The sequence below is a fragment of the Algoriphagus litoralis genome, from assembly GCF_003259255.1.
In the GTDB taxonomy this organism is placed as follows: Bacteria; Bacteroidota; Bacteroidia; order Cytophagales; family Cyclobacteriaceae; genus Algoriphagus; species Algoriphagus litoralis.
Window position 1 is genome coordinate 65,905 of the sequence record NZ_QGOL01000006.1, and the last position, 13,228, is coordinate 79,132.

Consider the following 13,228-nt stretch of genomic DNA (forward strand, 5'->3'; position numbering starts at 1 on the left):
TATTATTTTAATGTCAGATGGCAAGGTTGACCAAACCCATCATCACATGGAAATTTCTTTGATTTTATTCATCATTTGGGTACTGTGAACAAGTGATGCCCCACCACGAATTGCAGCAGCTACATGGACAGCTTCCATCATTTGCTCTTCATCACAGCCCTTCTCCAAGGTATCCGTAGTGTAAGCGTCAATACAATACGGGCATTGCAGAGCATGGGCAACGCCCAGCGCAATAAGGGATTTTTCTCTGGCAGTAAGTGCTCCTTCCTTGAATACTTCGCCATAATAGGCAAAAAACTTGTCAGCCATTGATTTTTGAAGTTCGCCGATTGTACCAAACTTCTTCAGGTCTTCAGGATTGTAGTATGTTTTCATTTCTGGGGTTTTGAATGATTTACGATGTAGGAGTCAAGAACGGATTGTTTCCTTAAAAAAATATCAGATACCTGACAATGTTTAATTTTTTCAGAAAAAAGATCCTAACTCCTACATCGTCAAAAACTTCAATTTGGGAACTTTTTAAGCCTTATATTAGTCTATAAATTCTATAGACTTTAAACCAATAAAAATTATGGCATTACGATTAGGGGATATTGCTCCCGACTTTTCAGCAGAAACAACCGAAGGCACCATCAATTTTCATGAGTATTTAGGAAATGGATGGGGTGTGTTATTTTCTCATCCAGCAGATTACACCCCTGTATGCACTACCGAGCTAGGAGCCGTTGCCAAGCTCAGGGATGAATTTGCCAAAAGAAACACCAAAGTCATTGCGCTGAGTGTAGATGGCTTAGAAAGCCACAAACTTTGGATTGGCGACATCAATGAGACGCAAAAAACCGAAGTTAACTTTCCAATTATTGCAGACCAAGATCGAAAAGTGTCTGAATTGTATGACATGATTCATCCCAATTCCAATGAAAACTTCACCGTGCGATCCGTTTTTGTGATCGGCCCAGATAAAAAAATTAAACTGATCATCACCTATCCGGCTAGTACGGGCAGAAATTTTGAAGAACTGCTCCGTGTGATTGATTCGTTGCAACTGACAGCTAATTATTCAGTGGCTACTCCGGCCAATTGGAAGCAGGGAGATGAAGTCGTGGTAGCCCCAGCGATTAAGACAGAAGATATTCCTGCCAAATTCCCGAAAGGCCACACTGTGATCAAGCCATACTTGAGAATGACTCCACAGCCGGATTTATAAAAAATGCCTGAAGATTTAAGACTGGAGATTCAAAAAATGAACATTTTCCAAAAAACTTGATCCCAGTCAGGTATCAAAAAAAACACCTCTACTAAGCATTGAGCTTTATGGAGGTGTTTTTTTTAGCGTATAACTATTCCTATCAGGATTTGCCAGCACGGATTGACGCTATGATTTCCATTGCCTGCGTGACAGATTCTTTGATTTGGTCAAAAGCTCCCTTGGCAATGAGGTCTTTCCTAAACAGCTGGGAACCCATTCCTACACAAAGGACTCCTACATCAAACCACTTTTTTAGACTTTCAGCAGTAGGTTCTACACCTCCTGTAGGAATCACCTCCATTTTGGGCAGCACTGCTTGTACAGCAGGCACAAAGTCAGGAGTAAGTACATTTGCTGGGTATATTTTTGCTAATTCAGCCCCCAATTCCTGGGCGAAGAAAATCTCAGTCACTGTGCCGCAACCTGGAATCCAAGGAACATCAACTTTGGCACAATACTCTCCCAACTTGGGATTCATCACTGGGGCCACGATGAATTCTGCGCCCATGTCTATATATTCCTCAGCCTCAAAAGGATGATATATCGTCCCTGCACCCAGGTAGATACCCGGAAGCTTATCGGCAGCGGCTCTTATTTTTGGGAAAATTGATTTGGCCTCTTTGCCTCTATTGACCATCTCAATGACCCGGACACCGCCTTCATAAGCCGCATGGAGCAAGTCCAAACAAACCTGCTCATCGGGATGAAAAAAGATCGGCATCATACCGCCGGCATGCATTTTTTTAATAAAAGGAGTTGGATTTCGCATTAACGTTTGATTTTTCCGACAGCTTCTCCGCTGGCTAATTCGTGAATTTCTTGAAGGGAACATAGCAAAATGTCACCCGGTACACTATGTTTGATGGCACCAGCAGCCATCGCAAATTCGATCGCTTCTTTGGGTTTGAAATGCAGCAACCCGTAGATCAACCCTCCTGCAAAAGCATCTCCCGTTCCTACCCGATCCACGATGTGTGTCAATTCGTAGGCTTTGGAAGAGTAGGTTTTTTTGTTGGAATACAGCGTGGCTGAAATGGTGTTATTGGATGAACTATGGGATATTCTATCCGTCTTGACGATATATTCCAGTTCAGGAAAGCGTTCAAAAGCCATTTTTCGGACTTCGGTAAAGCTTTTGAAATCTTCATTCAAACATTGCTTGAAATCTCTGGATCCGGCAATGATCACGTTGGTCAGTTTCATTAATTCTGGCATTACCTCATGAGGTTCTTTGCCAAATTGCCAAAGATTGCTTCTGTAATTCAGATCGCCACTCACTGTAATACCCCTTCTTCTCGCTTCCTGTAGGGATCTGAGGGTGAGCTCAGCACATTTCGCAGATAATGCCGGAGTGATTCCTGACCAGTGAAACCACGCAACTCCATCAAATATTTCATCCCAATTGTAGGCACTTCCGTCAAAATTGGCAAAGGCAGAATTGACCCGATCATAGATCACTTGAGAACTCCGCTGCATGGCTCCTTGCTCCAAAAAATAAACTCCCATTCTCCCAGGAATGTGAGGAATAAACTTCGTGTCAATTCCATTTTTACGAAGTTGCCCTGATGCTGCCCAGCCAATTTCATGATCTGGAAATGCAGTCAGATGTGCCACGTGCATCCCCCAATAGGCTAAGGAAGCACCCACATTTGCTTCTGATCCGCCAAACTCCACCTCAAAGGAATGAGTCTGGAAAAATCGCTGATATCCCGGAGGTGAAAGCCTCAGCATCACCTCGCCAAGTGTGACAATTTTCTTCATCGAAGAATATTTTTTTCTCTAATTTGAACAAGTTAAGGATAAAAACCATGAACAATAACACCCTGCTACTCGACCCCAAAGACAACGTCGGTGTAGCACTTGCAGACCTTCAGCCCGCTCAGGGAGTCAGGATTAACGATTTAGAGCTTGAAATTCAGGAATTTATAGCTGCAAAACATAAGTTTTCAATCTGGGATATTACCCAAGGGGAGGATATTCTGATGTATGGGACCATAGTGGGAGAAGCTACTCAGGACATCCCAAAAGGACATGCCATCACACTGGCAAATATTCAGCATAAAACCCGTCAGTACACGATGGATCCGGTAAAGTTCTCTTGGATTCCTCCTGATGTATCATATTGGAAAAACAAAACTTTCAATGGCTATCTACGAGCTGATAATCAAGCAGGTACTGCAAATTATTGGTTGGTTTTGCCTTTGGTTTTTTGTGAAAACACCAATGTGAAATTACTTCAGGAAGCATTCGAAAATGCGCTTGGTTTTGCCACTCCCAACCCGTATGAACTCCAGATTAGAAACCTGATCTCGGGCCTAGAAATCGAAAAAAATACGGAAACGGTTGCGGAAAAAACTGCGGCGGCAAGCTCAAAAATTTTCCAAAATCTGGATGGAATCCGGTTTTTAACCCATGACCTTGGTTGCGGAGGTACACGATACGATTCGGAGACACTTTGTGCCTTGCTAGCTGGATACATCAATCATCCGAATGTAGCAGGAGCAACTGTGTTGAGTCTTGGGTGCCAAAATGCACAAGCGAGTATCCTGCAGAAAAAACTATCAAAGATTCAAAAAGGCCAACCCAAAACTGTGATCATCTGTGATCAGCAACAGGAAGGCACCACGGATCAACTTCTTAAAAAAGCGATCAAAGAAACCTTTGCCGGACTGGTAGAAGCCAATAAACTGAACCGACAACCCATCCCCCTGAGCAAATTAGTCATCGGCTTGGAATGTGGTGGATCTGATGGGTTTTCAGGAATCTCCGCCAATCCAACTTTAGGAAGAGTTTCGGATTTGGTTGTAGCCTTGGGGGGAGCTGCAATTCTTTCCGAGTTTCCTGAGCTTTGCGGAGCGGAGCAAAACCTCATCAATCGATGTGAGACAAAAGAACTGGCGGATAAATTTGTCTTCCTGATGGAAAGCTACAATGAAGCGGCAAAGCGTGTAGGAAGTGGATTTGATATGAATCCCAGCCCTGGCAATATCAAAGATGGCCTGCTGACCGATGCGATAAAGTCATGTGGAGCCGCTAAGAAAGGCGGAACAGCACCGATTTCGGATATTCTGGATTACACAGAATACCTAAGCAAACCTGGATTAAACCTACTTTGTACTCCTGGAAATGATGTCGAAAGCACTACAGGTCTAGCCGGCAGCGGAGCCAATATGATCCTGTTCACGACTGGGCTGGGTACGCCAACCGGCAACCCCATCTGTCCGGTAATCAAAGTATCCACCAATCACAAATTGACCCAACGCATGCCTGATATCATTGATTTTAATGCAGGAACGGTGATTTCTGGAGAGGACAGTATTGAAACTTGTGGGGATAAACTTCTGGAGCTCATCATTCAAGTGGCCAGTGGAGAAATCCAAACTAAGGCAGAGCTCAATAAAAATTTCGATTTCATTCCCTGGAAACGGGGAGTATCTCTTTAAAAGTAAAGGCGGCAAGAATGAACTCTTGCCGCCTTTTTTAATTTGAAAAAACTGTACTTATTTTTTGTTTTTAAGATTTCCAAAGGTCACCGATGCGCCTGCACCAGTCATTGGGTTAAAGTTCCCTCTTACTACACCTGTTCCTTTAAACTTGGCAAATTGACCTGTGCCTCCAATAAATTCAACCTCCGCAATGAATGCAGAAAGACTTGCGCTGATCGGTGTTACTGTGTTTTTAATGTTTTTGACATAGAGAGCATCGCCTTTCTTATCTACAGTGATAGAACTCACTTGATCTGGAATTTCATCCAGTCCAAGTGCTGCCAACTCATCGCCAAAAAACAGCGTCACAGGAGCACCGACAGTAGTCAATTCCCCGTTTTCTACGAAGGCAAATTGATTAAGGAAACTTTTAGCTTTCCCCATTCTGGTAGCTAATCCCTTTCCTGTACCAGGATAAAAGCCAGGTGCTGGACCGCCTTGGTATCCCTCACCAGGCACAAAAAAGAGCTGGTTTTCGAAGATCTCAAAGTAATTGTACTCAGTGTTTAAGCGTAGAGCATAGGGATTGCCTGCCTCTAGATCTAGCTCTTGCCATAAACTTACTGCCTGCTCATAAGTAGGGTCAGAGACTTCTGCCTCAGGTGCGACAATCTCCTGCTCCATTACATCAGAGCATGACCAAGTAATCATTGCAAGCAGTAGCACTGCCGCAAGCGGGTGAGAAAATTTGATTTTCATTTTTTAAGGGTTTGGTGATAAGTGTAATAGGATTATTTGTAGAGCGCTTTTTTGGGTGAATTAAAAACACATCTTTACTAATACCCTAATTATTGCACTTTGTACCAATAAAAATGCCAGAAAAATTACCCAACAATAAAAAAGTTTGCCGAAGCGGCATTTTCCCGAATTTTACGTGCAGCTACATACTCCTTGGAATTGTACCATTCCAGAGCTATTTCCTTACTTGGAAACTCGATGAGTACCATTCGATCATACTCCCAAGCACCTTCCAACACGGTGACAGGATTGCCTCGAATCACAAATTTTCCCCCATATGCTACCACACTACCGGGTGTTAATTTTTTGTATTCTTCGTAAACTGCAGGATCTTGAATGTTTACTTCTACTAAAACAAATGCTGACATAGGGGTGATTTTTTTAATTGCCCCAAGTAATCAAAAACTAATAACATGGCAAAGAGCGATATTCAAATCCTTCAGTTTGGAACTGGGAATTTCCTAAGAGCTTTCATTGGATCCATGGTTCAAGACCTAAATGAGAAAGGCAACACCCTGAATATCTGCGTGATCCAATCCACAACAAGCAAAAGTATCCAACAGCTTGCGGAACAGGAATATTCATTCAAACTTTTGGTAGCTGGGGTTCAGGACGGACAAGAGGTATCCCACATTCGCCAAATCAACTGCATAAAAGAGGGACTACGACTACCTGAGGAGGCCGATCGATTCTTTGAATTTGCCAGCCAAAGTCAGGTCAAATGGATCATTTCCAATGTAACCGAGGCTGGAATGGTCATGAAAAAGGAAGAATCTATGGAACAATTTGCGGAATCCTTTGCGGGTAGATTGACCCAGTGGTTGTATCGTCGCTATCAGACCATCCCGGGTTCTGAAATTGTTATTTTACCTTGTGAATTACTTCCTGAAAATGGAGTGCTATTGAAGAAGTTTATTTTAACACACCTTGAGAACTGGCAATTATCCAGTGAGTTTAAGGGTTGGCTACACTCCAATGTTAAATTTCATAATTCACTGGTAGACAGAATTGTACCTGGATTTCCTTCACATTTGGATTTAAAAGAAAAAGACTCAGATCCATTTTTGGTTCAGGCTGAGCCTTATTCGCTATGGGCTATTGAGGGAATGGAATCTGACAGGGATCATTTGCCATTTTGTGAAAGTAGTTCAGAGGTGATTATTTCAAAAGACATCTCTGGCTATTCCTTACGAAAAGTCCGGATCCTCAACGCCTCCCACACTGCAATGACAGGTCATGGGTTGCTTCATGGAATTGAAACGGTCGGTGAGTGGATGGGTGATTCCAAACGGGAAAAATTTCTTTTAGAAATGATACAGGAAGAGATTATCCCAACAATTCCTCTAAATGAGGATAAGTTAATTTCCTATGGAAAAGAAGTTTTAGATCGATTCAGAAATCCTTTTGTAGCACATAAATTAAGCGATATCTCGCTAAACAGTTTGGCTAAAATCAAAAGCAGACTTCTTCCAATTCTGGTAGATTTTCAAAAGAAAACCTCACATTTTCCACCAAAGTTGACCCTATGCTTGGTGGCTCTTTTGCTATTTTACCTGAGAAATCCTGATAAAATCCGGGATGATCAGGAAGTGAAAGGATGGTTTGGCAAGCGAAATAATGAAGGCACAGAAGTTGAAAATCTACAAGTCGCTCTTGCTGCTTGGCTCAATTTGGAATGGAATGCTGAACTCGAATTAGCTTACAATAAATTGATCAAATAAACTGATTATCATCATCTTACTCAAATCCCAAACCGGCCGCATAACGGGTTTTGGCATACGATACCCGAAGCTTGGAAGCTAGGTCATTCAGTGTCACTCGGGAGTCAAAAACCGACACTTCCCGGGCATTGACTAAAAAGAGACTCGATTCACCCATTTCAAACCTCCTCATCTCTCCGGTCAACAGAGCTTGAAGGCTTCTTACATTTTCGGAAAAAGTCAAAACTTGCTGGTTCAGTATTTTCCAGTTATTCAGTTCTGTTTCAAGTTTGGTACGCAGCTGGATTTCTTTCAGATCTCTGGAGTTTTGCTTGAAATCAATTTTAGCTTTTGCCAAACCAACAGCGCCACGGGATTTTCTCCAGAGCAAAGGTGTGTAGATCGAAACGCCCCATTTGTAGTTATTTTCGAAGAAGGGAGATTCATCAAAGTCTGAGATTGATTCACTCAGGAAATTGTATTTCAGTTTGACCGTAGGAATGATTTGTTGGCCTTTTAGCCGACGATCCACATCCAAACTGGCAAGTTCAAAATCAGTGATCAGCAACTCCGGATGATTGCCCACAATTGCCCTGAGTTCTTCAAAGTCAGGATTCGCAGTGAATTCTTCAAAAAGACCCTGTGGAATAATCCCTGCCTCTAACTCCATAGGATTCCCCTCGGAATCCCAAAGGAAGGTATTAAGCTCCTGTGTCGTGGCAAAGAAAGTGTTTTCAGCAGACTGCAGGCGGTATTGCCTATTCAGCAATTGAGAAAAAGCCTCCACGGTATCGATTGCCGCCAGTTCACCTTGCTCAAAACTGCTTTTGACATAATTAAATCTTGAAGAAGCCAATTCCACCCCTTCTTTCAGCACTTTTAAATTCTCAAAAGCTAAAGCCCAGCGCCAATACATGTCCGTAGCACTAAGGTTCAACTCATTTAGCAGGCGCATTCGCTCTACTTCTGAGGATTGTTGGTAAATCTGTGCCTGGCGAAGTGCAGCTCTTCTTTCGTCCAAAATGAGACCTTGGCCTAGATTTACCGATGCTCCTGCCGAAAATAATCCACCAGCAGGCACGGTTCCTTCAGCATTGAGAAAGCTACCGGAGTTCTGCTCAAAGTTTCCATTCAACTCTACTCCCATCCAGGTGGGGATAGTGATTCCAGCCTCACGCTTGTCATAATAGGTGGATTCTTTGTATTCTTTTTTATCCAGATTACCATAGATCATCGGATCAAAACCTCCCCTAGCCTGCCGTACTTCCATCTGACCTAATCGGAGATTCAGATCCGCCTGGGCAGAAATCGGGTGGTAGAGCCGAACCCATTCCATGTATTCTTCAAAGCTGAGTCTGGTGGTATCTTGTGCTTTTGCTACCAAAGAACTTAATACCAACAGAATCAGAAGTGTCAGTTTTTTCATTTTTTAGTCGATGCTGCTTGATCTTTTTGTTCTTGCGTATAATAATCTGCAGGGAATCCATTGAGTTGACGCCAGATTTCATACCATACAGGTACATCATTAAGGAGTGCAATGCCATCTGCTCCGGATCCGATTCTCAATAGGTCGGGCCATGCATCCTCTTCCGGGTCTTCGATGACCAAAACGCGGTATTGATTGTTCGGCCCGGCAAATTGATCAATAGCTACGACCACTCCACCAAACGTACCATTGGAAATCTGCGGCCATCCCGAAAACACAATGGCTGGCCAACCGTCGAAAATAAAGCGAACCTTGTTCCCGACTTTTATCAAGGGTAAATCCACTGGCTGCACATACATCTCCACTGCCAAATCTGCATCTGCAGGCACAATATTGACGATCTCGTCTCCTTCCTTGATCGTCTCGCCAATACCTACCTGCACAGCCTTGGCAATGTATCCGTCCTGAGGTGCCAGAATATGTCTGAAACCAGTTCGTCTTTCGTAGTTGGAATATTGATTTTCTAGCTTGGTGGTGCTAGCCTCAGCATCAAACTGCGAAGACATCGCGGTGTACATCTCCGATTCGGCTTTGGATAATTTATCCTTGAAGTCATTATCTATGGCATCCAGATCGATAATGGCGCTGATCAACTCATTTTTACTGCTGAGTAATTTGTTTTCCGAGGAAATCAATTTGGCCTGCACCTCTTGAAACTTCAGTTTCCTGGTTTCAAAGTCGGTCAAGGAGCGAAGTCCTTCTTCATATAGGTTTTCGGCTCGTTCCAACTGATACTTACCGATGTCAAAGTTTACTTTGGCCTGAACGAGCTCGATACTATCGGACTGCACTTTGAGTTCAGCCATCCTGAGCTTGTTTTCAGCTTGCTGCAGCCTTAGAATATTGTTTCGCTTTAGGGCATCGATTTGTGCATTGAGCGCATCGACTTTTTCTCCGTAGGATCTGGCAGAAGACGCCTTGGCATTTACCTGCATTTGGGTTCTTGGCAAGAGTAAGGAATCAAAATACTCGTCTTTAATCTCAGAGATCTCCAAGATGGTATCACCTTTTGCCACGAAGTCACCCTCAGCTACGTACCATTTCTCGATCCTACCAGCCAAAATGGAATGAATAGTCTGAGGCCGTTGATCAGGTCTGAGCGCAGTGACGTACCCCTTGGATCGGATGTTTTGAGTCCAGGGAAGAAAAAGCATAATGAATGAAGAAATCACGATCCCCATGAGTAATCGTACCCTTCGTTGACTTTCCTTCTTTGGGAGAGTCATGACCAAACTTTTGGAGCCGCTGAAGGGAATAGATTCCTGAATTTTGTTTAAAGAAATATTCAACATGGCCTTAGATTTTTAAATTTTTGTACCCCTCATAATTGCCCTGATAGAGAACCTGTCCTGAAGCCATTAAAACCACTTCGTCTGCCTTTTCCAGAATTTTCTCATCATAAGACACCATAAGCAGAGTCCAATTTCCCTTGAATAGGTATTCGACAATATTGGCTTTGATGTCTGTTTCCAAATCCTCCAATACATTCTCCATTATCAATGCCTTAGGATTCCCGACAAAGCCTCTGGCCAAAAGGATCTTTTGAGCCAGGGATTTGGAAAGGCCACGTCCACCGGGCTGAAGTGTAGCATCCAAGCCCTCAGGCAGTCTGTAGAGATAATTCTTCAGACCAACCAGGTCTAAGATGTAATCCAAATGGGTCTGGTCAAAATCTCTTCCAACCAAAATATTTTCTCGGATAGTCCCATGAAAAATCTCCTGCAGCTCCAAGAAATCCCCGACCATGCCCCGGTATTTTTCCAGGTTGATGTATTCCAGAGAAAGGTCGTTGACGGAGACTGTACCTTCATATTCTTCATACAGGCCTGAGAAAAGCGCAAGGAGTGCACTCTTTCCACTTCCACTTTTTCCGGTGACGACTACCTTTTTACCTGGCTGCACAACTAGACTAACACCACGAAGAATAGGCTCCTCTGCATCTTGAGGATGAAACACGACATCTTTCATGCTGTACTTTAATCCTTCTGGCTTTGAGACCACCACTTTTTCTGAAGAACTATGATGCTCCAACTCTAAATCCATCACATGACCAAGCTTTTCGACTGCTACCAGCGTATCGTAAACAGTCTCCAAAGAAAGAATGAGTTTTTCCACAGAATTGACTACCAAAACGATAATAACCTCTGCAGCCACAAACTGGCCAATGGAAATCTGATCATTGATCAACAACAAACTACCCGCTACCAATAAACTGGTTACAATCAGTATTTTGAAGATGATCATCACTTTGTATTGGAAGATCAGGACAGAAAAGTGTTTGGACCTGAATTCCACATACCGCTGGATCAATTTATCGGCACGCAGAATCGGCAGGCGTGTGCTTCCTACCAGTTTGAAGGAATTGAGCGTTCGCCCTACTTCTTCCAGCCAGTAGGCCGTTTGATATTTGTAGGAAGATTCTTTGAGGGCGGTTTCCATTCCTCGCGGACCTGAGAAGTAAAAGATCAAGGTCAAAATACCGATCAGCCCCAGCCCAAAAAGGATAAAAGTAGGATGGTATATTGATAGCAATAGGAGACCGAAGATCACCTGAAGTAAGGCCGCTGAGAAATCAATCAGGATTTTTGCCAGTCCTTTTTGTAGATTGACTGTATCAAAAAACCGGTTGACTATCTCCGGTCCATACTCCCCGTGCATGATCTCTGTTTTCACTTTGGGTAAGCGATAGGCAATCGAAAGTCCTGATTTGGAAAAGATCCGCTGCTGCAATTTCTCCATGATCTGCAATTGGGAGATTTGCAAAAATCCTCCAAATGCCACCCCCAGAGCCACAATGATCACCAGAATCACCCAAGAAGTACTGATCCTACCCCCCAAAATGAAATTCAGAATCGCCTGAATTCCCAAGGGAAGGGATAGTGTGATCAATCCATTGAGAATTGCATAAAAATAGATGGCATACACTTGGTTTTTTTCCTCCTTGAGCAAACCAAACAATCGCTTTACCGGAGTAATCTCTGAATTACTATGCATTGGAAATCGCTTTTAAAACAAGTTGATGGAAAAACTGAAAACGCTCCTTGCCTTCGTGACTGGCTTCTGTCATACCCGGAAGATGCAGGGAATTAAAGGACTGAAGAAGACTGGATTCCATGACGGTAGAGACTAGTGTTTTCGGAAACTCATAGCTGGGATTGATCTCTTTGATAATGGCCGAAATCCGCTCGCCAAATCGATAAACTTGTCCAAATATTCCAGACTCATGCTCGGCATCCACAGACTTGGTCAGGTATCCCTTGATGGATTCATTGACTACCAGTTTACGAAGTAGCTTTGGATCCAAAAATTCATTTTCCAAACAAATCGGCCCATCTACCATCAGTCTAATTGCCATCGATAGGCGCTCAAAGGGATCCTTGATATTGGAAGTAGCAAAAACCAGATTATGCTCCATCCATGCCCAATACCAGGCATTGAGGTAGAGTAAGAGCATGTGCTTGTTTTCAAAATACCGGTAAATCGCTGCTTCAGTACTTCCGATATGTTGCGCCAGTTTCTTGAATGTAAATACCTCAATTCCCAACTCCTGAATCATCCGAGTTCCTTCACTCACGATAAGTGACCCCAAATCGGAGCTAAAAGGCTCTTTGACATACAGGTTGGAATTGACCTCCACCCGCATCTTTTTTAGTATTGATTCCATCCTCCGAATAATTATTCAGACTGCTAAACGGTGGATGAATCAAAAAAGTTTGTATTTCTCTTAAAATTGTTAGTAACATTAACAGATTATTAATTTTACTAATTATTTTAAGGCTTTTTCAACCAATAATTCCAAGGGAATAATCGTGATTGTCTTTTCATTAGTAGCTTCCAAATGTACCATTGGAGCACATCCGGCACGATACGCTTCCAACCATCTCAGTGCACAAAGGCACCATTTATCTCCTGGCTTTAGTCCGGGAAAAACATATTCGGGTCTAGGAGTAATCAAGTCATTCCCCCTACTTCTGGAGAAACTCAAAAACTCTTCCGTCATCACTGCGCAAACAGTATGGGTACCTGAATCCTCAGGTCCTGTCTCACAGCAACCGTTTCTATAAAATCCAGTCATCGGTTCGACACTGCAAGGAATCAAGTTTTCTCCAAAAACGTTCTTAGCCATAGATTTTAGGATTTTTTGCGACCCAAATAGCCCAATAAATCAGAATGGGATGAATGACAATCAGGCGACCCCAGCCAATCCACTCAGGCACACAGAGCCCACCTTCAACACAGGTATTGATTTGGATAAAATACACATGGGAGGGAATAAAGGCTACCAGCATCAGTACCACTCCCCATGCCGCTCTGGATCGTGTAGGATAAAACAAGATGCCCAAACCCAGCAAAACTTCTGCTATGCCAGCTAAGATATTGATAAGTTCTCCATTGGAAAAAAACGGAGGGATCAGCGGAAGGTAAAAGTCTGGGGAAATGAAGTGATTCATTCCGGCAACGAGATAGAAATACCCCATCCCTTGGATGATCATTTTTTTCAACCAGATTTTCTTTTTCATAGATTCAGGTAATTGTGGAGACCTTACACAAGAATAGAAAGGAAAGTAAG

At 43.0% G+C, this 13,228-nt stretch carries 14 protein-coding genes; 3 read left to right on the plus strand and 11 right to left on the minus strand.

What is annotated here, in order from left to right; translation table 11 throughout:
* Positions 1-42: 42 nt before the first annotated feature.
* The gene (locus DK188_RS05995; protein ID WP_111669904.1) at positions 43-375 is read right to left on the minus strand and encodes an arsenosugar biosynthesis-associated peroxidase-like protein; all 333 of its coding nucleotides are present in this window, start codon (positions 373-375) and stop codon (positions 43-45) included.
* Between the two features lie 196 nt (positions 376-571).
* Here DK188_RS05995 and DK188_RS06000 point away from each other — a divergent pair, with 196 nt between their 5' ends.
* A complete protein-coding gene (locus DK188_RS06000) occupies positions 572-1,207 on the plus strand; it encodes a peroxiredoxin (RefSeq protein ID WP_111669905.1) in 636 nt (211 codons plus the stop codon).
* Between the two features lie 142 nt (positions 1,208-1,349).
* On the opposite strand, the gene DK188_RS06005 is transcribed toward DK188_RS06000, so the two are convergent.
* Both DK188_RS06005 and DK188_RS06010 read right to left on the minus strand, forming a co-directional pair.
* Positions 1,350-2,018, minus strand: a complete 669-nt coding sequence (locus DK188_RS06005) for a beta/alpha barrel domain-containing protein (protein WP_157963175.1) — start codon at positions 2,016-2,018, stop codon at positions 1,350-1,352.
* Positions 2,018-3,010 (minus strand): sugar kinase, encoded by a 993-nt coding sequence (locus tag DK188_RS06010; RefSeq protein WP_111669907.1) that lies wholly within the window; start codon positions 3,008-3,010, stop codon positions 2,018-2,020. The genes DK188_RS06005 and DK188_RS06010 overlap by 1 nt, the downstream gene beginning before the upstream one ends.
* A gap of 47 nt (positions 3,011-3,057) precedes the next feature.
* On the opposite strand from DK188_RS06010, the gene DK188_RS06015 reads away from it, so the two are divergent.
* On the plus strand, positions 3,058-4,692 hold the full coding sequence (locus DK188_RS06015; RefSeq protein ID WP_111669908.1) for a UxaA family hydrolase: 1,635 nt from the start codon (positions 3,058-3,060) through the stop codon (positions 4,690-4,692).
* 57 nt (positions 4,693-4,749) lie between these two features.
* Here the strand turns inward: DK188_RS06015 and DK188_RS06020 are convergent, their stop codons facing one another.
* Both DK188_RS06020 and DK188_RS06025 read right to left on the minus strand, forming a co-directional pair.
* On the minus strand, positions 4,750-5,433 hold the full coding sequence (locus DK188_RS06020; RefSeq protein ID WP_111669909.1) for a hypothetical protein: 684 nt from the start codon (positions 5,431-5,433) through the stop codon (positions 4,750-4,752).
* 125 nt (positions 5,434-5,558) lie between these two features.
* Positions 5,559-5,840 (minus strand): DUF1330 domain-containing protein, encoded by a 282-nt coding sequence (locus DK188_RS06025; RefSeq protein ID WP_111669910.1) that lies wholly within the window; start codon positions 5,838-5,840, stop codon positions 5,559-5,561.
* A gap of 45 nt (positions 5,841-5,885) precedes the next feature.
* On the opposite strand from DK188_RS06025, the gene DK188_RS06030 reads away from it, so the two are divergent.
* Positions 5,886-7,193, plus strand: a complete 1,308-nt coding sequence (locus DK188_RS06030) for a tagaturonate reductase (protein ID WP_111669911.1) — start codon at positions 5,886-5,888, stop codon at positions 7,191-7,193.
* Positions 7,194-7,209: 16 nt separating this feature from the next.
* Here the strand turns inward: DK188_RS06030 and DK188_RS06035 are convergent, their stop codons facing one another.
* The 6 genes from DK188_RS06035 to DK188_RS06060 form a co-directional block, all read right to left on the minus strand.
* Positions 7,210-8,598, minus strand: a complete 1,389-nt coding sequence (locus DK188_RS06035) for a TolC family protein (RefSeq protein WP_111669912.1) — start codon at positions 8,596-8,598, stop codon at positions 7,210-7,212.
* On the minus strand, positions 8,595-9,950 hold the full coding sequence (locus DK188_RS06040; RefSeq protein ID WP_111669913.1) for an HlyD family secretion protein: 1,356 nt from the start codon (positions 9,948-9,950) through the stop codon (positions 8,595-8,597). The genes DK188_RS06035 and DK188_RS06040 overlap by 4 nt, the downstream gene beginning before the upstream one ends.
* 4 nt (positions 9,951-9,954) lie before the next feature.
* The gene (locus tag DK188_RS06045; RefSeq protein WP_111669914.1) at positions 9,955-11,652 is read right to left on the minus strand and encodes a peptidase domain-containing ABC transporter; all 1,698 of its coding nucleotides are present in this window, start codon (positions 11,650-11,652) and stop codon (positions 9,955-9,957) included.
* Entirely contained in the window at positions 11,645-12,322 is a 678-nt protein-coding gene (locus DK188_RS06050; protein ID WP_111669915.1) for a TetR/AcrR family transcriptional regulator, read from the minus strand. Before DK188_RS06050 ends, DK188_RS06045 begins: the two co-directional genes overlap by 8 nt.
* Before the next feature lie 102 nt (positions 12,323-12,424).
* Entirely contained in the window at positions 12,425-12,784 is a 360-nt protein-coding gene (locus tag DK188_RS06055) for a DUF2237 family protein (protein ID WP_111669916.1), read from the minus strand.
* Positions 12,777-13,178, minus strand: a complete 402-nt coding sequence (locus DK188_RS06060) for a DoxX family protein (protein WP_111669917.1) — start codon at positions 13,176-13,178, stop codon at positions 12,777-12,779. Before DK188_RS06060 ends, DK188_RS06055 begins: the two co-directional genes overlap by 8 nt.
* Positions 13,179-13,228 lie beyond the last annotated feature (50 nt).

Excerpts from the sequence above, each read along its gene's own strand:
- DK188_RS06030 (WP_111669911.1), top strand. The coding sequence starts at position 5,886 with ATGGCAAAGAGCGATATTCAAATCCTTCAGTTTGGAACTGGGAATTTC.
- DK188_RS06050 (WP_111669915.1), bottom strand. The coding sequence starts at position 12,322 with ATGGAATCAATACTAAAAAAGATGCGGGTGGAGGTCAATTCCAACCTG.
- DK188_RS06005 (WP_157963175.1), bottom strand. The coding sequence starts at position 2,018 with ATGCGAAATCCAACTCCTTTTATTAAAAAAATGCATGCCGGCGGTATG.
- DK188_RS06060 (WP_111669917.1), bottom strand. The coding sequence starts at position 13,178 with ATGAAAAAGAAAATCTGGTTGAAAAAAATGATCATCCAAGGGATGGGG.
- DK188_RS05995 (WP_111669904.1), bottom strand. The coding sequence starts at position 375 with ATGAAAACATACTACAATCCTGAAGACCTGAAGAAGTTTGGTACAATC.
- DK188_RS06055 (WP_111669916.1), bottom strand. The coding sequence starts at position 12,784 with ATGGCTAAGAACGTTTTTGGAGAAAACTTGATTCCTTGCAGTGTCGAA.
- DK188_RS06000 (WP_111669905.1), top strand. The coding sequence starts at position 572 with ATGGCATTACGATTAGGGGATATTGCTCCCGACTTTTCAGCAGAAACA.
- DK188_RS06020 (WP_111669909.1), bottom strand. The coding sequence starts at position 5,433 with ATGAAAATCAAATTTTCTCACCCGCTTGCGGCAGTGCTACTGCTTGCA.
- DK188_RS06045 (WP_111669914.1), bottom strand. The coding sequence starts at position 11,652 with ATGCATAGTAATTCAGAGATTACTCCGGTAAAGCGATTGTTTGGTTTG.
- DK188_RS06025 (WP_111669910.1), bottom strand. The coding sequence starts at position 5,840 with ATGTCAGCATTTGTTTTAGTAGAAGTAAACATTCAAGATCCTGCAGTT.
- DK188_RS06015 (WP_111669908.1), top strand. The coding sequence starts at position 3,058 with ATGAACAATAACACCCTGCTACTCGACCCCAAAGACAACGTCGGTGTA.
- DK188_RS06035 (WP_111669912.1), bottom strand. The coding sequence starts at position 8,598 with ATGAAAAAACTGACACTTCTGATTCTGTTGGTATTAAGTTCTTTGGTA.
- DK188_RS06010 (WP_111669907.1), bottom strand. The coding sequence starts at position 3,010 with ATGAAGAAAATTGTCACACTTGGCGAGGTGATGCTGAGGCTTTCACCT.
- DK188_RS06040 (WP_111669913.1), bottom strand. The coding sequence starts at position 9,950 with ATGTTGAATATTTCTTTAAACAAAATTCAGGAATCTATTCCCTTCAGC.